At 41.5% G+C, this 19,801-nt stretch carries 22 protein-coding genes; 7 read left to right on the top strand and 15 right to left on the bottom strand.

Annotation, left to right across the window (positions count from 1 at the left end; genetic code table 11):
- Nucleotides 1–27 precede the first annotated feature (27 nt).
- Together ACI35L_RS06325 and ACI35L_RS06320 are read left to right on the top strand one after the other, a co-directional pair.
- Nucleotides 28–1,296, top strand: coding sequence for an MDR family MFS transporter (locus ACI35L_RS06325; RefSeq protein WP_049671951.1), 1,269 nt, complete (start codon nucleotides 28–30; stop codon nucleotides 1,294–1,296).
- A 595-nt stretch (nucleotides 1,297–1,891) separates the two neighbouring features.
- On the top strand, nucleotides 1,892–2,326 hold the full coding sequence (locus tag ACI35L_RS06320; protein WP_231589543.1) for a DMT family transporter: 435 nt from the start codon (nucleotides 1,892–1,894) through the stop codon (nucleotides 2,324–2,326).
- A gap of 54 nt (nucleotides 2,327–2,380) precedes the next feature.
- On the opposite strand, the gene ACI35L_RS06315 is transcribed toward ACI35L_RS06320, so the two are convergent.
- From ACI35L_RS06315 to ACI35L_RS06300, 4 genes are all read right to left on the bottom strand, one after another.
- Nucleotides 2,381–3,088 (bottom strand): TVP38/TMEM64 family protein, encoded by a 708-nt coding sequence (locus tag ACI35L_RS06315; protein WP_049671954.1) that lies wholly within the window; start codon nucleotides 3,086–3,088, stop codon nucleotides 2,381–2,383.
- Between the two features lie 200 nt (nucleotides 3,089–3,288).
- Entirely contained in the window at nucleotides 3,289–4,146 is an 858-nt protein-coding gene (locus tag ACI35L_RS06310; RefSeq protein ID WP_049671955.1) for a DUF421 domain-containing protein, read from the bottom strand.
- 29 nt (nucleotides 4,147–4,175) lie between these two features.
- Nucleotides 4,176–4,355, bottom strand: coding sequence for a hypothetical protein (locus tag ACI35L_RS06305; RefSeq protein WP_049671956.1), 180 nt, complete (start codon nucleotides 4,353–4,355; stop codon nucleotides 4,176–4,178).
- Nucleotides 4,356–4,458: 103 nt separating this feature from the next.
- A complete protein-coding gene (locus tag ACI35L_RS06300) occupies nucleotides 4,459–5,154 on the bottom strand; it encodes a Crp/Fnr family transcriptional regulator (RefSeq protein WP_049671957.1) in 696 nt (231 codons plus the stop codon).
- Between the two features lie 254 nt (nucleotides 5,155–5,408).
- Here ACI35L_RS06300 and ACI35L_RS06295 point away from each other — a divergent pair, with 254 nt between their 5' ends.
- From ACI35L_RS06295 to ACI35L_RS06285, 3 genes are all read left to right on the top strand, one after another.
- The gene (locus ACI35L_RS06295) at nucleotides 5,409–6,593 is read left to right on the top strand and encodes a NupC/NupG family nucleoside CNT transporter (protein ID WP_049671958.1); all 1,185 of its coding nucleotides are present in this window, start codon (nucleotides 5,409–5,411) and stop codon (nucleotides 6,591–6,593) included.
- 94 nt (nucleotides 6,594–6,687) lie between these two features.
- The gene (locus tag ACI35L_RS06290) at nucleotides 6,688–6,816 is read left to right on the top strand and encodes a YpzI family protein (protein WP_439802475.1); all 129 of its coding nucleotides are present in this window, start codon (nucleotides 6,688–6,690) and stop codon (nucleotides 6,814–6,816) included.
- Nucleotides 6,806–7,216: a putative ABC transporter permease gene (locus ACI35L_RS06285; protein ID WP_082197177.1), complete on the top strand. Its 411-nt coding sequence runs from the start codon at nucleotides 6,806–6,808 to the stop codon at nucleotides 7,214–7,216. Before ACI35L_RS06290 ends, ACI35L_RS06285 begins: the two co-directional genes overlap by 11 nt.
- Before the next feature lie 37 nt (nucleotides 7,217–7,253).
- Here the strand turns inward: ACI35L_RS06285 and ACI35L_RS06280 are convergent, their stop codons facing one another.
- The 7 genes from ACI35L_RS06280 to ACI35L_RS06250 all read right to left on the bottom strand — a co-directional run bounded on the left by ACI35L_RS06280 (nucleotide 7,254) and on the right by ACI35L_RS06250 (nucleotide 15,101).
- The gene (locus tag ACI35L_RS06280) at nucleotides 7,254–8,252 is read right to left on the bottom strand and encodes a BRCT domain-containing protein (protein ID WP_049671959.1); all 999 of its coding nucleotides are present in this window, start codon (nucleotides 8,250–8,252) and stop codon (nucleotides 7,254–7,256) included.
- 137 nt (nucleotides 8,253–8,389) lie between these two features.
- Nucleotides 8,390–8,620 (bottom strand): hypothetical protein, encoded by a 231-nt coding sequence (locus ACI35L_RS06275; protein WP_049671960.1) that lies wholly within the window; start codon nucleotides 8,618–8,620, stop codon nucleotides 8,390–8,392.
- Between the two features lie 197 nt (nucleotides 8,621–8,817).
- Entirely contained in the window at nucleotides 8,818–9,240 is a 423-nt protein-coding gene (locus ACI35L_RS06270) for a VOC family protein (RefSeq protein WP_049671961.1), read from the bottom strand.
- 103 nt (nucleotides 9,241–9,343) lie between these two features.
- Nucleotides 9,344–11,479 carry a heavy metal translocating P-type ATPase gene (locus ACI35L_RS06265; RefSeq protein ID WP_049671962.1) on the bottom strand — a complete coding sequence of 712 codons (2,136 nt, stop codon included), beginning with the start codon at nucleotides 11,477–11,479 and terminating at the stop codon, nucleotides 9,344–9,346.
- Nucleotides 11,457–11,840 (bottom strand): ArsR/SmtB family transcription factor, encoded by a 384-nt coding sequence (locus tag ACI35L_RS06260; RefSeq protein ID WP_049671963.1) that lies wholly within the window; start codon nucleotides 11,838–11,840, stop codon nucleotides 11,457–11,459. The genes ACI35L_RS06265 and ACI35L_RS06260 overlap by 23 nt, the downstream gene beginning before the upstream one ends.
- A 521-nt stretch (nucleotides 11,841–12,361) precedes the next feature.
- Nucleotides 12,362–13,909 (bottom strand): class I adenylate-forming enzyme family protein, encoded by a 1,548-nt coding sequence (locus ACI35L_RS06255; RefSeq protein ID WP_439802474.1) that lies wholly within the window; start codon nucleotides 13,907–13,909, stop codon nucleotides 12,362–12,364.
- A gap of 13 nt (nucleotides 13,910–13,922) precedes the next feature.
- Entirely contained in the window at nucleotides 13,923–15,101 is a 1,179-nt protein-coding gene (locus tag ACI35L_RS06250; protein WP_049671964.1) for an acyl-CoA dehydrogenase family protein, read from the bottom strand.
- 331 nt (nucleotides 15,102–15,432) lie between these two features.
- Here ACI35L_RS06250 and ACI35L_RS06245 point away from each other — a divergent pair, with 331 nt between their 5' ends.
- A complete protein-coding gene (locus ACI35L_RS06245) occupies nucleotides 15,433–15,771 on the top strand; it encodes a zinc ribbon domain-containing protein YjdM (RefSeq protein ID WP_049671965.1) in 339 nt (112 codons plus the stop codon).
- A 59-nt stretch (nucleotides 15,772–15,830) separates the two neighbouring features.
- Here ACI35L_RS06245 and ACI35L_RS06240 read toward each other — a convergent pair whose 3' ends face one another.
- Nucleotides 15,831–16,442 (bottom strand): MEDS domain-containing protein, encoded by a 612-nt coding sequence (locus ACI35L_RS06240; protein WP_231589545.1) that lies wholly within the window; start codon nucleotides 16,440–16,442, stop codon nucleotides 15,831–15,833.
- A 162-nt stretch (nucleotides 16,443–16,604) separates the two neighbouring features.
- Nucleotides 16,605–17,363: an SDR family oxidoreductase gene (locus tag ACI35L_RS06235; RefSeq protein WP_049671967.1), complete on the bottom strand. Its 759-nt coding sequence runs from the start codon at nucleotides 17,361–17,363 to the stop codon at nucleotides 16,605–16,607.
- 184 nt (nucleotides 17,364–17,547) lie between these two features.
- Here ACI35L_RS06235 and ACI35L_RS06230 point away from each other — a divergent pair, with 184 nt between their 5' ends.
- Complete coding sequence (locus ACI35L_RS06230) at nucleotides 17,548–18,126, top strand: TetR/AcrR family transcriptional regulator (RefSeq protein ID WP_439802473.1); 579 nt, start codon at nucleotides 17,548–17,550, stop codon at nucleotides 18,124–18,126.
- A 30-nt stretch (nucleotides 18,127–18,156) separates the two neighbouring features.
- On the opposite strand, the gene ACI35L_RS06225 is transcribed toward ACI35L_RS06230, so the two are convergent.
- A complete protein-coding gene (locus tag ACI35L_RS06225; RefSeq protein ID WP_439802472.1) occupies nucleotides 18,157–18,894 on the bottom strand; it encodes a DUF975 family protein in 738 nt (245 codons plus the stop codon).
- A gap of 187 nt (nucleotides 18,895–19,081) precedes the next feature.
- Nucleotides 19,082–19,798, bottom strand: a complete 717-nt coding sequence (locus ACI35L_RS06220) for a DsbA family oxidoreductase (protein ID WP_439802471.1) — start codon at nucleotides 19,796–19,798, stop codon at nucleotides 19,082–19,084.
- Between the last annotated feature and the right edge of the window lie 3 nt (nucleotides 19,799–19,801).

Below are 19,801 nucleotides of genomic sequence, written 5' to 3'. Positions count from 1 at the left end.
AGATAGAACATAGAGAGGGAGAATAAGATGAACTTCTTTCAGTTTCACCGAACCATTAAAATACGAATTATTGAAACTTTCTTAAGCTCGGCAGTTGGGAGTATGGTCTTTCCTTTCATGGCCATTTATTTATCCTTTCATTTCGGGTTGAAAACAGCTGGCCTCTTATTATTGATCAATGTATTTGTCGGGATTGCCATCAATTTCTTTGGCGGTTATTTTTCAGACACGTTTGGGCGCAAAAAGATTATTGTGGTTGCGGAATCCATGCGCTTTCTTGCCTTTTCAACCATGATGATTTGCAACTCACCATGGCTTACCGCACCCCTTATCACCTTTTTCATGATGACAGTCAATAGTGTTTGCTGGGGTCTTGCCGGTCCAGCTAATCAAGCGATGCTTATTGATGTGAGCAAACCTGAAGAACGAAAGACAATCTATACCATTATCTACTGGGCTAATAATCTATCCATCGCCATCGGCGGTATTGCTGGCGGCTTCTTGTTTAAAGAGCACTTATTTGAGCTATTGCTCGCATTATCGGTTACGACACTTATAACCTGGTTCCTTATCACCTTTGTCATTCATGAATCCTACATCCCTGCCTCAACAAAAGAAGTAAGACCGGCAGACCATGCACGAAAGCTTATCAGCAATTATAAAGAGGTGTTCAGCGACAGGGTATTTGTCCTCTTCGTACTGGCAGGCGTTCTCGTATTATCCATGGAATTTCAGCTGACGAACTATATCGGAGTTCGTCTTGCAGATGATTTTCCTCTACAAAGCTTGTTCGGATTTGAATTCAGCGGAATTGAAATGACCGGTTTTCTCCGCACAGAAAACACAATTCTCGTTGTTTTCCTAGCCTTATTTGCCACCAGAATGATTGCCAATTTAAATGACCGGACCGTATTACTGACTAGCTGCCTAGTATTCGTAGCAGGCTATACGATTATTTCCTATACGAATAATCTTTGGCTATTATTCGCAGCGATGCTGTTTGCAACGATTGGCGAAGTCCTGCGGGTGCCAGTTCAGCAAAATTATCTCGCTAATCTACCGCCAGAGCATGCGCGCAGCTCCTATTTGGCCGTCAATGGGTTAACGTATAATATCGGCAATCTCATTTGCTCAATTACAATTACCATAAGTGCTTATCTGCCTAAACTTGGCACGACTATCTTTATCGCGATTATCGGGTTCCTGGGCGTCCTCATATTTGCGCGAATCCTCCCTGCCCTTGATGAACGAACTAAGGTGAATCAGTCAATAAACGAAAAAGCACGGCTCGGGTAAATGAGTTGTGCTTCTTGTTATTGAGAAGTAAAGACCATTCGCATTTTGCATGTACACCTACGCCCCATCTCTATTTAGTAGGTGATTTCTATTTCAATGCTCTCGGAGAAGATGACTAGTTATTTCATCCCTTTTGAAACAAGAATGATTGAAATATAATAGATGATAACCTGATTGTTGAAGGAGCTTATATATGAAAACAACCCACATCCAAAGAATCATCTTCATCTGTCTGGTCCTCAGTACAGCCGGCCTTTTTCTCCCATGGTTTTATACAGATATGGATATAAGCCATGTGAATGGATGGCAAACGTTGCAGAGCTTTCCGCTGCTTGGATTTTCCCTTTTTGGCTCTATCATTCTTTTATATATGTCAAAGCTGCGAGGATTACTTACCTTATGCTTAATACTTACACCCCTGTTTTGCATCTATGTTTTTCTCACATGGCCGATTCTGCCGGGAGTAACATCGATCAGTCTCATCAATAGCTTTCTCAGCGCTCATGCCGGTTTTTACATAACTTTGAATGCTTCATTCATAGGCACCTTGCTTTATCTATATAAACTATATGCACGATAATGATTGGAGTTTATAATGATGAAATATTTATTATCCTTATTAGCCCTTTTAGCCGGCAGCGGCGTTGCCATGCAGAGCCAAATCAATGGCGAGCTCGGAAAAAGAATTGGTCCTTTAGAGGCATCTCTCATCTCCTTTACCGCCGGAACCATTGTCTTAATTATTCTTGTCCTCCTGTTCGGAAAAGGCGGTTTTCCACCAATCACAACGGTGCCAAAATGGCAATTAACCGGGGGATTATTCGGAGCCTTCTTTGTGGCGGCCATTACTCTCTGTGTGCCAAGAATCGGGGTCTCCTTAACACTCCTTATCGCTATTACCGGCCAGATTATCATTGGAGCAGTCATTAATCATTATGGGCTGTTTGGAGCTGCCGCAGCGCCCATCAGCATGCAAAAGCTCGCAGCCATTGGCTTAATGCTTGCTGCCATTGCTATTTATAACGCATAAAGAAATAGGCTGGAAAACAAAATTTCTGTCTCCCAGCCTATTATTCATTCCTTGTCACCTGTTAAACCATACAGATTTCATTGTCATCTTTATTTTCTTTCTTCCATTGAATCTTCTCAGCCAAATCAAGAAGGCAAGTACAGCAGCTGTCAATCCATAGAACATAAAATCATTTATCCCACTGGACATTAATCCTGCTGGCACTAAGGCAAGCAAAAAGAAATAAATAAAATTGCCCAATGCGGTTCCAATAGTAAAACCCTTAAGCCCAATAGTGCTTAAGCCGCCCAGGATATTAATGAGACTGGTAGGAATAAAAGGAAGCACCCTCGCTGAAAAGACAAACATAAAGCCCCTCTCTTCCATTCTTCTCAGCTGCTTGGCACTGATTCTCTTTGAAACAAAGTCACTGAATAAATAACGAACGGCCAAAAAGATAATAACAGCGGCAATCACACTTGTGAACCAGCTCCATAAAAAGCCGTTCAAAAAACCAAAAAGAGCAATATTTATGGTAATCACCAAAATCAGCGGAATCACCGTAAAAGAATTCTGAATGACCATTATGACAAGCATCAAGCTGTATGCATAAAGCCATGAATCTGCCAATGAGGCGCGAATATATTGAATGTCACCAGCCTTAACGGCTTTAAAGAGGAGACTTTTAGTGATGGAATCAAAAAAGCTGACAAAGAGGATAACAGCTATGGCAAGAAAAAGGACCTTCCAATTGATATATTTATCGATCTTAAGTCTGTTCATTCATCACCATTTCTTTCCCGCCTTGCGAGGAAGTATTGTCATATACGAGGAAATCTCCATCTCAATGCATATAACAGTTTAACATGGTGTCCTACATAATTAGGCACGTATATATTTCCCAATATGATTATTCCATACCTTTTATACTCATAATAATCCCATTTTTACCAATACCCCTTCGACAATCCTTTTTAAACCTTTTATTTTTGCAATAGATTACTTACCTTATCAATTACCTGTTCCAGCTTTTCAGCATTTTTCCTGTATGCCTTCTTTACCTCATCCTCTTTTTCAGAAAGGGAGAACCACTCAAAATCATTCCGGCATTTATGCATGGCAGCTAATAATACTTGCTTATCCTCTGAATGTCCCTTTTGGGAATCATCATATAAATCAGCCTTAAACTCACCAGATGCATTCACCTGTCCAATAAATACATCTTCATCTGATACACCTTGAGCCTTTAGCTGCTTCTTTAGCCATGCCTTGCTTTTCCCCGCACGCTCTAATGATTCATCCAAAATAACGCCATCCATGATCACCGTGTGAGACTTCCCCTCGTTCGTTACATATAACTGAATGTCCTTCGGTGTCAACGGACGATTTTCTTTTTTAAGCAAGACACTTAAAGATCCATTTGCTTCAAGAACGGCATACTCAACCTCAGAAAGGTCGAAGACACCTTCCTTTCTCATCATTTCGAGGAATTCATCAATGGTTACTTTCTCTTTTCTCAAGTTTTCCTCAAGTACCTTGCCTTTTTCGATAAAGGCAGTCCCTCTCCCGTCAAGGAAATTGCGCATGGATTTGCTTTTCATCGTAATGAAGCTGGAGGCATAGGGAATAGATGCAGTAGCCAGCATAGCGATAACCCCCAGATAAAATTTTTCACGTAAGTTAATAACGAGCTCAGCGCCTATATTTCCGATTGTAATCCCTGTCACATATTCAAACATCGATAATTGAGCAATCTGCTTTTTGCCCAGTATCTTTGTAATAATAAACAGAATAATCATAAAGAGAATTGATCTTAATACTACATGAATCCAATCCGGCATCTTCTCACATCCTTATGAGACGCATTGGGTCACCCAAGCGTCTCCAGTCTTTTTTTCGTATCTTCACGAATATCACTAATCATCCGCATGGCATCCCGATAGGTCCTCGCGTCTTCTGCATTGTCGGCACGCTCTGCTTCCTTCTGCAGCCCTGTCTCAATTGCCTTTAATTTGGCCAGACAAATGCTCAACTCATATTTCAATGTCATATCAAGGCTCCTTTGTCATTTAGTATGGAACGGATTGATTAAGCTATTCATCATAAAAAACAGCATACAAAAAAAGCCCTCCTATGCTAGGAGAGCTTTCCACTTATTCATATATATTATGTTCAGCAATTCTTGCCAAAGCATCCATGTCTTTCACGAATAATTTTCCGCCGGTCCGGTCAATAACACCGTCCATACATAATTTCTTGAGTACCCTGTTCAAATGACGATAGCTCGTACCAATCATATCAGCAATATCTGTCAGACTGGATCCATGAGTAATGTCATGAAAAAAGGACTTATCTTCATACGGATTGGTGATGGACAATAAATAACTAGCTACCCTGACCTCCACTGGATATAGAAGATTAAAGGTTACAGCATTCGTTTTATCACTGAATTTCCTTGTGACTGCCTTAAGCATGAAATGAAGAAATGCGGGGTCATCCCCAATCTTTCTTCTGATTGTCTCATAGGATACCTTCAGAGCTTTGCAATCAGTGACCGCTTCCACCGTATGATGAACAATTGGATTATGCACATATTCGATATCTCCAATAATTTCCAAAGCCTTTTGAAAGCGGAGAATCAATCTCTTGTCATCTGAAGTCGCGGCATAAATCTTCACTTTCCCTTCGACAATCAGATACATATATTTCATTTCCTCGCCCTTCAAACATAGGATATCTCCTTTAGGGATATAAACCTGCTCGAAATCATCCTCATTCAAACCTGAAAATATCTTTTCTAATCCAAATTTCTCCAAGTATGACGAAATCTCTATTTCTGCTGCATTCATGCTGTCTATTCACCTATTCCTGCTTCACTAATTATAGTCAGTATAAAGGGAATACCCTCGAAGGGTAAACGGACAACTATTGCCAAATGAATTGCGTGACTTTTCATGTTAATTTTACTTTTTATAAATAGCTCCATATAGGACATATGTCCTTGTTCGACATCGGGGTTTGCCATTATTATTCATAAGGGCCATCAAACATGGACTTAAATGGCTTCAAATAAAATAAAGAAAATGAGAGGAAAGATACAACCGTGAGTGTAATTATATCATTAATTGGCATAATTCTTTTATTAGGTACTGCATACCTAATGTCAAATGATAAAAAGAACGTTAATGTCAAGGCTGTCGGTGTTATGTTCGTTATTCAAGCTGTGTTTACTTGGTTGCTTCTAGGTACATCAGGAGGCTTAAAGGTAATTGATGTCATTTCATCCGGCTTCAATAAATTATTAGGATATGCCACTGAAGGCGTTGACTTTGTTATTGGAGGCTGGATTCCTGAAGGTGGTTCACCTTTCTTCGTGAATGTCTTGCTGCCAGTTATTTTTACATCTGCATTATTATCCTTGTTAACTCACTTGAAAGTACTTCCATATTTAATTAAATACATTGGGGGTCTCATTTCTAAAGTAACTGGGTTACCCCAAATCGAGAGTTTCAATGCAGTCAATTCCATGTTCTTTGGTCAATCAGAGTCTATCCTTGCTATTAAATCATCCATTAACAACTTAAATAAAAATCGTTTGTTTATCGTTTCAACATCTGCTATGGCAAGTGTATCGGCTGCGCTTATCGCTTCATATATGACAATGCTTCCAGCTAAGTATGTATTGATTGCCGTAGTTCTAAACGTGTTCAGTGCTTTGATTCTTTCATCTATCATCGCTCCAGTAATCGTTTCAAAAGAAGAGAACGAAATTGTTATTGAAGACATGATTCATTCTAAAAACATCTTTGATGCCATCGGTATGGGCGCCCTTGATGGAGGTCGAGTTGTCCTTGTCGTAAGTGCAATGCTGATTGGGTATTTAAGTTTGCTTGCCTTATTAAATGGCATTTTTGACGGACTTATTGGCATCGACCTTACAACAATTGTAGGATACATCTTCTCTCCAATCGCCTTCTTAATGGGTGTTCCAGCGGATGAGATGCTTCAAGCAGGGTCAATTATGGGTACAAAATTAATCTCGAATGAGTTTGTTGCAATCCTTGACTTCCAACCAATTATGGGGGAACTTTCTGATAAAACAGTAAGTATCTTATCCACATTCTTAATGTCCTTCGCAAACTTCAGCTCAATTGGAATCGTCGCTGGCGCTGTACAAGCCGTCAACGGTTTCAAAGCAAAAGAAGTTAGCTCTTTCGGATTGAAAATGTTATTAGTTGCGACAATGGCTTCCATCTTGTCTGCAACACTTGTAGGTTTGTTCAACTAATATCTATTTATTAAGCTGGCGGGAATTTCCCGCCAGCTTTTTTTCATGAAAAGGACATAACAAGGTTACCCTACAAACAAAAGAGGTGAGAACAATGGGCAAAGACAGACAAGAGAAAAAACTGCGGTCTTCGAAAAGAGTAGAATCTGACCGTGATCAAGCATTAAATAAAAAAGGAGCCACAAGGCTCGACACACCGGAAGAAGCACGTGATGATCAATAAACTGTTTCAAAGCATACTATTCATGATCATCGGCGGCAGTGCTTATATGGGCATCGAATGGCTTTGGAGGGGATACTCACATTGGTCTATGGGGGTACTAGGCGGCATTTGCTTCATCATTGTCGGAAGCATGCACATCTTACGGCTCCCTCTACTCGGCCAAGCTATCGCAGGCTGCCTGATGATTACACTGCTAGAGCTCATCACAGGCCTCATTCTGAATGTATGGCTTCAATGGGGGATTTGGGATTACAGCCACCTTCCTTACAATCTATTCGGGCAAATCTGTTTACGATATGCCTTTCTTTGGCTGCCTTTATCATTGGCCGCCATCCCGCTTTATCACGAGCTGCGCTGCCTGCTTTTCCGCCTGGAAAGACCAAAATACCGCATCATTTAAAATAGGAGTCTTTAATCGGCTAGCCGATCAAAGACTCCTACTCCACACAAAAAGTCTCCTTGAATTGTTCTTCCGTCATAATGGGAATACCCAGCTTTATCGCTTTCTGATATTTTGTCGTTCCAACTCCATTCTTACCCATTAACAAAAAATCAACCGTCTTTGTCACTGTGCCGGCCAAAGTTCCTCCCAAAGCTTCTATATCCTTTCTGAAATCATATCTTCTCTTAGACAATACGCCTGTAATGACAACCGTTTTGCCATCTAATCGGCTTTTGCCAAGAAAAGGATTGTATAGAAGTTCCTTTCCTCCAGTCTGAAGAAGCACTCCTTCTATCTCGTAGCCTGTATCATAAGCTAACAATGCCTCACACTCAGGGATAATCTCCTGAAAGGTATCAACAGTATATACACGATGGTATGGAACAAGAAAACCAAGCTTCCTAAGAAACGGCAGCTCCACACAGGCAGAATGGCCCCATTTCACCATGAGCCTTCTATTCTGCCGTATCTCTCGATTGCTCTCATCATTTAGCAAATCGGCCTCTGGATGTTTCTCTTGAAAAGATGCCGTAAAAAATAAACAGCCCTTCACCGACAACGGCTCTTCAAAGGCAATAAAACGCGGCACATCAAAGCTTAATGCGAGTTGGGAAGTAATCTCCTTCACTCCCATCAATTCATCAGCCATACAAGCATATTGAAAACATCCCTGTTCATAATGCAGTTCTGCCTCTATTCCTTTTGGCAGCAGCTGCATTATGACCGGCTCGTTTATAGACGTTAACTCATTCAAGAGCACCTCTTGTTCTTGGATTAAAAAAGGGGGGTTATTCTCAGAATAAATCATCTCTCCGGTAAATCGCCTCATGTCCTTTTCGGCTGGTGAATCATCAAGAATAAACTCAGGATAGGATTTCTCCCATTTAGCGAGCTCTTGGTTCAATCTGATATAAGCTGCATCCATAGGGCTGCTTGCCTTCATCTGTTCCCGTATGCTGAATATCCGCCCCTTTATCTCCTTCATTCGTTCCATAAAATCTATATCCTCATTTCAACATAGTGTTTATCTTATTGTACAAGGAAAAGGAATGGATACAGCCTAATAAAAATTGGCAGGAAACAAAGACAGACAGATTAGCCCCATCTAAAAGAGCCCATCTGCCTGTCATCTCACGAGATATATTCACCATCCGGCGTTGGTTTCATCTTCACTAAATAGTATAGCTGCACAAACACTAAAATCCCATTCAACAGCCATATACTCAAGGCATCAATCGACATCCCGTAAATAACAAACAAAACCGCTCCAAAAATATTGACCATCCGAATCTTCCGTTCGCCTGTTAATACAAACGAGAGCAGCACCAATATTCCTGCAAGGATTCCAATTAATTCGACCATTCTCGATTGCCTCCCTCTCTATGTGAGCATATGAATATCAGGGCATAAGGCCCCCTTAAGTTATGTTTAATGTCGCCTATCAGCCATAAACTATACATTCTAGATTATGAACTCGGTCCTTAATATATAGCTGGCTAAAGCATTCCATTCTGTCGCACAAAAAGGGACGCAGATCGCCCGCGTCCCGATTAAAGTATTCATTCGTTACTCAATAATGGTGTTTTTCTATAGGCTGGGCTTAACTCACTCCACACGTCGAAAAGATTACCGTCCAGATCAGCAAAAACAAAATTTCTGCCAGCATGTCCCCTGTCCTCAATCTCACCGACAGGCATTTTCCGTCGGATGAAATCCTCCCGAAGATCCGTAAGCGCTCTCTCCCCATCAACTTCAAAGGTGAGGATAAAACGCTTTTCCCCATTAATATCAGTGAAATTTACGCTTTGTCCAGCACTTGCCTTCAACAGGAAGAAACTTAATCCTGCCAGATTTACAATGGCTTTTTCTTTATCAAGATACTTTAATTCAGCCCCAAGGTGATTAACATACCACTTCTGCGAACGGTCTGGATCTGTTACAGGAATATAGATTGTACCTACTCTGTTTAGTTTTTCGTTCATGCTTATTCATCCCCTTATTCTCTGTTCTACTATAATAATTCTCTCCTTTACTCAAATATTCCTTCCCATAAGTAAAAAAAATGAAGCAGTGGAAAAACCCGCTTCATTTCACTTTCACCCGTAATAATCGCATGCTATTAAGCGTTACAATCAAAGTCGCACCCATATCGGCAAAAATGGCAATCCAAAGGGTAAGCCAGCCTGGTATGACAAGAACTAGCGCCAATGCCTTTATAGCAAGTGAGAAGGTGATATTCTGTTTAATAATTTTGAGTGCTTTCCGGCTCAGCTTGATCGTGTAAGGAAGCTTATCAAGATCATCTGCCATTAAGGCAATGTCCGCAGTTTCAAGTGCTGTATCTGTTCCAGCTCCCCCCATGGCAACACCGACACTTGCGGCAGCTAAGGCGGGGGCATCATTAACACCATCGCCAATCATGGCCACATGTTCATAATCCTTTCGCAGGTCCTTGATAAAGTTTAATTTTTCTTCCGGAAGCAATTCAGCACGGACATCTGTTACACCAACTTGTTTAGCAACAGCCTCCGCCGTACGTGTATTATCACCAGTCAGCATGACCGTTTTTTCAATACCGGCTCGATGCAGCCTATCAATGGCCAATCCTGCCGATTCCCTTACACGGTCAGAAACGGCGATTAACAGCATAACTGCATCATCGGATGCCAAGATCATGACTGTCTTGCCTTCAGCTTGCAGTCCGCTGATTTGACTGTTTACTTCATCTGAAAGGAAAACGGACATCTTTTCCTTAAAGAGACCAGGACTGCCGACGTAATAACGGTTTCCGTTAATGACAGCAGAAATCCCCTTGCCTGTAATGGATTGCACATCATCTGTCTTATGAATATCGATATCCAGATTTAACGCTTTTGCTTTTTCGACAATTGCGGCAGCTAAGGGATGCGCAGAGCCTTTTTCGATTGCAGCCGCGATAGAAAGAGCTTGTTCTTCATCACTATCATAAGCAATAATATCTGTAACTGCCGGCTTGCCTTCTGTAAGTGTACCTGTCTTGTCAAACGCAATCACCTTTAAATGCCCTGCTTCCTCTAAATGAATGCCACCCTTAATGAGCACGCCGTTTCTTGCCGCATTGCCAATTGCTGTCACGACAGCGACCGGAGTAGAAACAATAAGCGCACACGGGCATCCGACTACCAATGCAGCGAGCCCTTGGTAAATCCATACACCCCACTCGCCGTCCATTAGGAGGGGCGGGACAATCATAATCAGAAAAGCTGCAGCCATAATAGCTGGTGTATAGTACTTCGCAAATTTATCCACAAAAGCCTGTGAAGGAGCTTTTTCTGCCTGCGCATCCTCAACTAATTGGATAATCTTCGCGATTGTTGTGTCTTCAACGCGTTTGGTAACCTCAATTTCCAATAATCCTTCTTCATTTAAGGTCCCAGCATAAACCTCATCCCCAACACTCTTATGGACGGCAATGCTTTCTCCGGTTATTGCTGCCTGGTTTAAAGAAGAGCTTCCCTTCTTCACCACTCCATCCATCGCAACCTTCTGTCCTGGTTTAACAATCATGACATCGTGAAGCTCAATATCATCAACTGGCAGGATCATTTCCTGATTCCCACGGCGGATTAGCGCCTCACTCGGCGCTAGATTCATTAGAAGCTCAATAGATTGACGCGCCTTATCCATGGAATAACGCTCCATCGCCTCACTGATGGCAAAGAGAATGACAACAATCCCTCCTTCTCTCCACTCTCCAATAATGGCAGCCCCGATAATCGCAATTGTCATCAGCGTATTCATATCAAAGATTAGCTTGCTTAAATTCTTCAATCCTGTCCAGAACAAGGAGGATCCGCCAAGGGCTATCGCGATGAAAAAGCCAATTGTTGGGTAGATATGCCCCTCACCATATTTAGCTGATAATACAAGGCTTATGAGTAAGATAAAGGCAGAAGCATATACCTTCCAATTCTCTTTCTGTTTCCAAAACGGTACACGTTCAATTCGTTTTTCTTTTTCATCCCTTATTTTCAGATGCTCAAATGCGCCTGCCCTTTCAATTTCCTCGACAGTGGCTGCTCCTTCTACATAAATCTTTGATGCGCCAAAATTGATTTTAGCATCTGTTACGCCATCGATATTCTTCACATTATCCTCAAATATCTTGGCACAGTTTGCACAGCTTAGCCCTTCGATTCGAAATGTTTTCCCTTTAGGATTATTTAGTTGATGCTCTGCCATTTTCCTTCACCTCTTTTTTATGCGCAAGCGCCACCATCATGATTTGCTTAATATGCTCATCATCCAACGAATAGAAGACAAGCTTCTTCTCTTTGCGGTACTTTACAATCCCTTGCTTATAGAGGTTCCTCAAATGGTGGGATGTATTCGCAACCGTTGCCCCAATAATATTGGAAAGGTCGCATACACATAATTCATCCTCACAGCAAAGTGCATAAACAATCTTTGCCCGATTCTCATCAGCAAGTGCCTTAAACAATTGCTTTACACCGGCTATATTCTCTTGCTGTATTTTCTGCTGTACTTGAATAACCTTCGGCTCACTATAACAATATATCTCACACGCATCCTTCTCGTTCATAAAATATCACTCATTTCATTCAAGCATCTATTTGATTATATGTATATTATATCATTGCTCGGCTTAGTCATTCAAATGTTTACTTGAATGTTAAAAAGTATAGAGGCTGGGAAAAAACGAAATAAATGATCCTCAGAAACGAATGGTTGTCACTTATTCTTCCAATTCAATAGCAGTTGGGAATATACGATCGTTCCATTCCGCAAAATGCACTCGCTTTCCGCGGGGAGGAAGGCTTGAGCCTCCTCGTCGCTTACGCCTGCAGGGTCTCAGCCTTTCCTCTACTTCCCGCTGGAGTCGAGTGCTTTTTGCTCCAGTCCACTAGTCACTAATAGTAGAAAGCCACAATCAATTCATGCATGAAAAACCACAAATAAAGACCCGAATAATTTGACGATAAATTTATTCCTTTATCGTCTAATTATTCGAGTCTATCACTGACTGAAATCCTTTTTTCCCAGCCTCTTTTCCTCTCTGAATAACTCCTATGTTTAGCATCCAAGAGGCTTGTTTCAGCACCTTTACTCTTTTGCGTAGTCCCCCTGCCGAAGCGCCGTCTTCAGGATCTTTCCAGAAGCATTTTTTGGCAAGGTCTCAATAAATTCTACATACCGAGGCTTTTTATAAGAAGAGACGCATAACCGGCAATGGTCAATTACATTTTGCTCTGATAATTCATATCCAGGCTTCAGGACAATAAAGGCTTTTACGCTTTCTCCCCAATCAGCATCCGGTACTCCGATAACGGCAGCTTCTAAGACTGCTTCATGCTGATAGAGAGCTTCCTCAATTTCTTTTGGATAAATATTTTCGCCGCCGCTAATAATCATATCCTTCTTGCGATCAACGATATAGATGAAACCCTCCTCATCCATCCTGACCAAATCACCACTATGAAACCAGCCGCCCCTGAAGGCTTCCTTTGTTCCTTCCAGGTTGCGGTAATACTCTTTCATCATTGTCGGGCCCTGATAAACAATTTCTCCGACTTCTCCAATAGGTACATCGTTCATCTCTTCATCCACAATTCGTATCCGGACGTTGATTGACGGTCTCCCGACTGAATCAGTCTTTCGAAGCGTATCTTCACCAGTTAGGTAAGTGGTCGTCGGGCTCATCTCCGTTTGACCGAATGCTTCATTTAATTGAGCGTTTGGGAAGGCGTTCATGATTCCTTTCTTAATCTCAAGCGGGCAGATTGCACCTCCAATTGCACAGACCTTCATGGACGAGACATCATAATCGTTGAAGTTGGGCACTTGAAGCAGGAAATTCCACATCGAAGGCACAAGAAACATCGAATTGATGCCTTCTCTTTCAATCGTTTCAAGAATTTGTACAGGCTGATATTCACGCTGGATATGCATCGTTCCTTGCATCAAACATGTAATCGCAATATGGGCCAGTCCAGCTACATGAAATAAAGGCGGGACAATTAGAAGCTTTGTTCCCAAAGGCGAAGGGGAATGATACATTTTATTTTGTGCATTCATATAAAGGTTTTTATGACTTAGGACAGCTCCCTTCGGCTTCCCCGTCGTGCCTGAGGTATAGATGATAACATGGGCGTCATCATCCCTGAGGTCCACAGGAAGCTCCGCCGCCATACCAATTTGATTGTAGGAAATCCAGCCTTTCGGCAAGCTTGCTGTACCATTGACAATATAATGCTCTACCATTGGCAGCTGCTCGCTGATAGAATGAATCATTTCTACATACTCCGCCTCTATAAAGAGCATCCGTGCCTCCGATTGATTGATAATAAAGATGAGCTCATTCGGCACAAGACGGAAATTAACAGGCACAAGCACCGTCCCGCTTAGGCTGGCACCAAAATAGACATCAATGAATTCAAGGTTATTCTTGAACAAGCAAGCAATATGATCACCCTTACGGATACCCTGTGATAGAATCCATCCAGCAGCAGAGCTTGCCTTTTTGAGTGTCTCCTCATAGGTCAACCGTTTCTCTTCAAAGACAAATGCCTCTTGCTTTGGCACATTGTGAGCCGCACATTTTAATGCCTCGCCGATTAATAATTGCTGACTGAGTGAGGAATATTCATTCATGGCTTTCACATCCTTATAGTCCCATTCTCTTTGCAATAATCACCTTCATTATTTCATTTGTGCCTGCAAAAATTGGAGAAACAGCAATATCACGGTATCGGCGCGCAATTTTATATTCCTCCATATATCCATACCCACCATGAAGCTGCATGCATTTCGGCGCATTTCTCCTCGCCATATCTGTGATCCACCACTTGGCCATTGAAACCTCTGTTTCAATTTGATCGCCATTGATATGCCGTGCAATTAACTGATTAAGGAAGTTCCTTCCGAGCTGAACCTCTGTTGCGATTTCAGCCAGAACGAATTGTGTGTTTTGAAATTTCGCTATTGACCTTCCAAATGCTTCCCGCTCCTTTACGTAGGAAAGCGTTAATTCCAGCATATCTTCAGCAGCCACTTGGCCCCCAATGGCTGCAAGCAGCCGTTCCTGCTGGAGATTCTCCATTAGGTATTTAAAGCCATCCCCTTCATTGCCAAGCAAATTCTCCGCTGGAACCCTGACATTCTCGAAGACGAGCTCTGCGGTATCCTGTGCATGCATTCCAACCTTGCGAAGCTTGCGCCCACGGGAGAAACCCGGAATATTCTTCTCAACAATCAGCAGGCTGATGCCTTTGTGAGCAGGCTTGATGTTCACATCTGTTTTACATGCGACTATAATAAGATCTGCATGTATTCCATTGGTGATGAATGTTTTCTGACCGTTGATGACATATTCATCGCCATCCTTCACAGCAGTTGTCTTAATGCCAGCCAAATCCGATCCTGTCCCAGGCTCCGTCATCGCAATCGCTGTGATGATTTCTCCGCTTACACAGCCAGGCAGGTATTTTTTCTTTTGCTTTTCTGTTCCGAAAGATTCGATATAAGGAACCATGATACCACTATGGGCACCAGGTCCTGCCATACCTCCGCCAATTCTTCCTGTTTCCTCGGACAGAATGGCAGAGAATCCAAAATCACCGCCTGCTCCGCCATATTCTTCACTGACAGAAGGGCATAGAAATCCATTTTCCCCCATCATCAGCCAGAATTCTCTCGGTACAAGCCGTTCTTCCTCCCACTGTTCGAAATAGGGCAGACATTCCTTTTCCAAGAACCTCCGCAAGGAATCACGAAACATCACATGCTCATCTGTATAATACGGCCGCTCTTTCTTCTGCTTGTCTGATACCGCTGCTTTTGCCATAGCATCTTCCTCCTTTTCTTTCTATACTCAGTCAAGAGACGTCATTCAATTATTTAAAGCCTCCTTCGGCTATTACCTAAGATAAATGCAATATTCATGCCAAAGTATAAACAAGGAAGAGTGCAGGACCCTCCTGCAGAGAGTTTCTTGATTTCCATACATTCCGCTATAAGTCTGTCTGATACTAAAACACTTGTGTATCCATTTTTTACATGCACTTGAAATATTGTCTTTCCGGAAAGACTATGACAGTATAAAGGCAGAGAAAACATAGAGAATGAAAGGCGGCATCGAATGCCGCTTGTCTCGAAACAGTAACGGAGGAATTACGATGGAAAACTTACCAAATTGCCCGAAATGCGGCTCAGAATACACATACGAAGACGGAAATATGCTTGTATGTCCGGTTTGCGCACATGAATGGACACTTGAATCCGAGGAAAGCAATGAAGATGTAAAAATCATCAAAGATGCAAACGGCAATGTTCTTAATGACGGTGACACTGTATCTGTCATTAAAGACTTGAAGGTAAAGGGCAGCTCCTCTGTCATCAAAATCGGCACGAAAGTGAAAAATATTCGTCTCGTTGACGGCGATCATGATATTGATTGCAAGATCGAAGGTTTTGGTGCTATGAAGCTCAAATCAGAATTCGTGAAGAAAATCTAAAAAAAACACCTGCCAGCAATCAAGCTGACAGGTGTTTTTTTACATCAATTATAAAACAATCATCCCTCTTTAAAGGTGCGGCTTGATTCATTTACTTGATCGTAAAGCTCGGACATAACGATATCATTATCCATCAAGACATAACCATGACACTTCATCAATCTATCTTCAAGCGTTTCAGGGAGACGGTCCTCGTCGTAAGAGCAGACTAAATATAAACCGAGTTCACTGACAATCTTATCTGCCTCACATTCAAATTCTTCAAGAATCGGGATAATCCCCTCCTGATGTCCCCACTCTACATGAGCCCATATCCTAAACGAAATTCTTTCATCAAAAAACGGCTGCAATGTTCTTGATAAATGGTCAAAGATAACAGCCGGCTGAAAACTGCCCGTTGAAACATAATAGCTGAAATTATTGATCATATGAATACAGCCAAGCTGCTCACTCGTCAATCTTCTCTTAAGTTCCGTACGGAGCTTCATCATAATCCGTTCACTTTCAATTAACAGCACATGATCCCCTTGTTCTAAGGCAGAATCAATAAAAGCGATTAAATTGCATAAGTACGTATCTTGTTCTTGAATTTTATAAAAAATGTGAACACCATTCTCTTCGTGAATCTTCTTGTTCAGCTTCGAGAATTTCCGTTTTAGCAGATTAATCACGTCCTTAATATCCATTAGGATATTTTTATAACAATAGTGTAACATTTCCAATTAGCAATATGTTCTTTTTCAAGGAAAAAGATTGAACATCCGGCAAATTTTCTTACACATAAAAAATGGATATACCCGTTGCAGGTATATCCATTTGAATCTATTTCATTCTTAATAGGCTGTCCATCCGCCGTCTACTGCCAAAACGGTACCATTCACAAAGCTTGAATCATCTGATCCAAGGAACAAAGCGGCTTGGGCAATTTCTTCTGGTTGGCCTGCACGAGGATTAATTCCCATACCTGCCTGCTGTCTAGATGCCCCAAATTTATCAATATTGGTCATGGAAGCCTGAATATTTGTCATAACAGCCCCCGGAGCAATTGCGTTGCAGCGGATTCCTTTTTGAGCGTACATATAGCCAGTATTTTTCGTAAAGCCGATAACAGCATGCTTAGAGGCTGTATAAGCTGCACCCGCTCTTCCTCCGTATAGACCTCCGGCAGATGCCACGTTTACAATGACACCGCTTTCTTTCTCAAGGAAAATTGGAATGACCTTTCTTGTCGCACGCATAACACTTGTCGTGTTAACGGCAAAGATACGTTCCCATCTATCATCAACAATATCCCCAGCTGGTTCAAATCCGTCCATGATTCCCGCATTATTCACAAGAATATCAACCGTTCCGTATTTATCTACTGCTGTATCTACAAGTGTCTGAATATCCTCTTCCACAGCTACATTTGTTTTGATCGCTAGAGCTTCCCCGCCTGCTGCCTTAATTTCTTCAACCGTTGCATTTGCTCCATCCAAATTCAAGTCAGAAACGACTACTTTTGCACCCTCTTTTGCATACAACATAGCGATTTGTTTCCCCATGCCTGATGCAGCGCCAGTAACTATTGCTACTTTCCCTTGAAGTTTCATCGTCGATTTCCCCTTTTCACATAAGTATACAAATGTTGAAAAATATACATCTGTCTCTTTTTAGTATAGAATTTAACCAAATAATCTTCAATATTCAAAAAACTCCTGTTTGTTGACTAATAGACAGAAGATATAATTTTGTTGATTATTTTTACAATTTTCTACAAAAGGAGGCATATTCTCTATGACTGTTGACAGAAGGGTTTCTAAATCAAAGCATGCATTAAAACAAGCTCTCATTACTTTAATGGATCAAAAGCCGTTTAAACGGATTACCATCTCAGAAATAGTTGAATTAGCCGATTTAAACCGGGGCACGTTCTACAAGCATTATCAAGACAAGGAAGATTTATTAAATGACTTGATTAATGATGTCTTTTCAGATTTGACGGATTCCTATCGAGCGCCGTATCATAATCAATCAACCTTCTATTATGATCGTCTTAGTGCATCAGCTATCAAAATCTTTGATCATGTCGCCAAGTATTCGACCTTCTACACTATTGTCATCCACGATGATGCCCTTCCTGGTTTTCTGAACAAGATTGGCGAATTGCTCAAGGATTTATCCATCTCTGATCATATAAAGGATTTTGACGATCCTGTCATTGACCATGAGTTAATGGCAAGCTATCAATCTTATGCTATTTTGGGATTAATTGTTGAATGGGTGAAAGGAGGGTTTAAGTATACTCCCTCCTATATGGCTACCCAGCTGTTATACATCCTGGCAAAGGAATCTCCCATTAAGCCAAAAACATGAGGGCAGGGAAAACCCTGCCCCATGAAAGCCTCATTCCTCTGGTGTGACAACAGATGTAGTCACATATTTATCATAGAAGGCTGCGAGCGATGTTAAGATATATGGTGTTAAGTAAATATTTATCGCAAAGAATAAGGCAAGCCCAATCAACGCCAGTATCGTTCCACTCGCTATACCTATAGCCATGAGCCCGGCTGATTCCACAATCCCTGCTATACCTACTTGAGCGATCATCAAAACAATTCCAGCTCCGATAAGCACCCATGGAAGAATGACATATCCTATAAAGGATAAGATCAATTTAAACAAATCAAATTTCTTGCCGTACATCAATCGTTGGCTTTCCTTTATCGCTTCACTTGCGGTCATTTCCGGATGATCGCGCAGCACGAACATCGTCATCGAATAAGATAAACCTTTCACTATCCCAGGAATGATCAATAATAATGACCAGAGAAATGTATAAAGGTAAACAAGCAGCATGGCCGTCAATGTACGGACATAGTCTTTTCTAAAAGTGTCAAATAAATGGGAGTAGGTCAATGTTTCGCCTCTTTCCACATCCTGAAAGAACCATAATTGCCCTACAGACAATGGAACGGAAATAAAGAGCAAGAGAATCCAATAAACATAGTAGTTATCCTGCGCTAATGCATCAATAGCTGACGTAATTAAAGCAACGGTAAAGAAAACCCCAATTGCTAAACCCCAATGACCTTTTAGTTTATTTCTTGCAATCTGTCTATAATCCTTAGCAGCAAATTCCATCTTCCTTCCTCCTCCTTTCTATGGTATGATTATATATTAAAATAATATTTTGATATTTTCAAATATAGTGTCTACTCTTTGAAAATCAACTTTTAAAATAATATAAATATACTAATTCCTTTTGGATACATGTAAAGCACATAACAAAAAAACCCGGAGATTCTGCCTCCGGGCCTGTTACGCTCACTTATTCCTTTTCTCCTACTTCGCAGCCATCACCTGTACAAACATCACCATTTGGTTCTATCTCGTATTCAGAAGGGAGATGATTTTCTTCCTTCCACACACGGTCAAGTGTTTCCTGGAACAGCTCAAGCGGCTGTGCACCACTAATGGCATATTTGCGATTAAAGACAAAAAACGGAACCCCTCTGACTCCAAGGGTCTGTCCCTCCAGTTGATCGCGGCGCACTTCATCTAGATAGGCATCACTTGATAGAACCTGCTCTGCCTGTACACGATTTAATCCCGCTTCCTCTGCAAGCCGTAACAGATTTTCCTTTTTGCCGATGAATACTGACTCGGTAAAATGAGCCTTAAAAAGACGCTCTGTATAAGCCGATGCCAATCCTGCTGTTTCTGCATATTTCAGCAGGCGATGAGCATCAAGGGTATTTGTTTGTTTCATAGAATCAAATTGATAATCAAGGCCAACCGAAGCAGCATGTGCCTTCACACGCTCATTCATGGCTGAGGCTTCCTCGACTGAAACCCCCATTTTGCCAGCAAGCATTTCATGTACAGCAATTCTTTCGTCACTTTCCACATCAGGATGCAATTCATAGCTTTTGTAAATAACCTCAATCTGTTCTTTATGGTTAAAAGCTGCAATTGCTTGGTCAAGCAGGCGTTTCCCAATATAACAAAACGGACAAATAAAGTCTGACCATATTTCTATCTTCATTTC

It is taken from the genome of Pradoshia sp. (assembly GCF_051873915.1).
Taxonomy (GTDB): domain Bacteria; phylum Bacillota; class Bacilli; order Bacillales; family Pradoshiaceae; genus Pradoshia.
The sequence above is the reverse complement of the archived record's forward strand: the minus strand, read 5'-3'. Positions and strand labels throughout refer to the sequence as shown.

What these genes read in the sequence shown, in the direction of transcription:
- ACI35L_RS06325 (WP_049671951.1), top strand. Translation starts at nt 28, where the DNA reads ATGAACTTCTTTCAGTTTCACCGAACCATTAAAATACGAATTATTGAA.
- ACI35L_RS06320 (WP_231589543.1), top strand. Translation starts at nt 1,892, where the DNA reads ATGATGAAATATTTATTATCCTTATTAGCCCTTTTAGCCGGCAGCGGC.
- ACI35L_RS06315 (WP_049671954.1), bottom strand. Translation starts at nt 3,088, where the DNA reads ATGAACAGACTTAAGATCGATAAATATATCAATTGGAAGGTCCTTTTT.
- ACI35L_RS06310 (WP_049671955.1), bottom strand. Translation starts at nt 4,146, where the DNA reads ATGCCGGATTGGATTCATGTAGTATTAAGATCAATTCTCTTTATGATT.
- ACI35L_RS06305 (WP_049671956.1), bottom strand. Translation starts at nt 4,355, where the DNA reads ATGACATTGAAATATGAGTTGAGCATTTGTCTGGCCAAATTAAAGGCA.
- ACI35L_RS06300 (WP_049671957.1), bottom strand. Translation starts at nt 5,154, where the DNA reads ATGAATGCAGCAGAAATAGAGATTTCGTCATACTTGGAGAAATTTGGA.
- ACI35L_RS06290 (WP_439802475.1), top strand. Translation starts at nt 6,688, where the DNA reads ATGGGCAAAGACAGACAAGAGAAAAAACTGCGGTCTTCGAAAAGAGTA.
- ACI35L_RS06285 (WP_082197177.1), top strand. Translation starts at nt 6,806, where the DNA reads ATGATCAATAAACTGTTTCAAAGCATACTATTCATGATCATCGGCGGC.
- ACI35L_RS06280 (WP_049671959.1), bottom strand. Translation starts at nt 8,252, where the DNA reads ATGGAACGAATGAAGGAGATAAAGGGGCGGATATTCAGCATACGGGAA.
- ACI35L_RS06275 (WP_049671960.1), bottom strand. Translation starts at nt 8,620, where the DNA reads ATGGTCGAATTAATTGGAATCCTTGCAGGAATATTGGTGCTGCTCTCG.
- ACI35L_RS06270 (WP_049671961.1), bottom strand. Translation starts at nt 9,240, where the DNA reads ATGAACGAAAAACTAAACAGAGTAGGTACAATCTATATTCCTGTAACA.
- ACI35L_RS06265 (WP_049671962.1), bottom strand. Translation starts at nt 11,479, where the DNA reads ATGGCAGAGCATCAACTAAATAATCCTAAAGGGAAAACATTTCGAATC.
- ACI35L_RS06260 (WP_049671963.1), bottom strand. Translation starts at nt 11,840, where the DNA reads ATGAACGAGAAGGATGCGTGTGAGATATATTGTTATAGTGAGCCGAAG.
- ACI35L_RS06255 (WP_439802474.1), bottom strand. Translation starts at nt 13,909, where the DNA reads ATGAATGAATATTCCTCACTCAGTCAGCAATTATTAATCGGCGAGGCA.
- ACI35L_RS06250 (WP_049671964.1), bottom strand. Translation starts at nt 15,101, where the DNA reads ATGGCAAAAGCAGCGGTATCAGACAAGCAGAAGAAAGAGCGGCCGTAT.
- ACI35L_RS06245 (WP_049671965.1), top strand. Translation starts at nt 15,433, where the DNA reads ATGGAAAACTTACCAAATTGCCCGAAATGCGGCTCAGAATACACATAC.
- ACI35L_RS06235 (WP_049671967.1), bottom strand. Translation starts at nt 17,363, where the DNA reads ATGAAACTTCAAGGGAAAGTAGCAATAGTTACTGGCGCTGCATCAGGC.
- ACI35L_RS06230 (WP_439802473.1), top strand. Translation starts at nt 17,548, where the DNA reads ATGACTGTTGACAGAAGGGTTTCTAAATCAAAGCATGCATTAAAACAA.
- ACI35L_RS06225 (WP_439802472.1), bottom strand. Translation starts at nt 18,894, where the DNA reads ATGGAATTTGCTGCTAAGGATTATAGACAGATTGCAAGAAATAAACTA.
- ACI35L_RS06220 (WP_439802471.1), bottom strand. Translation starts at nt 19,798, where the DNA reads ATGAAGATAGAAATATGGTCAGACTTTATTTGTCCGTTTTGTTATATT.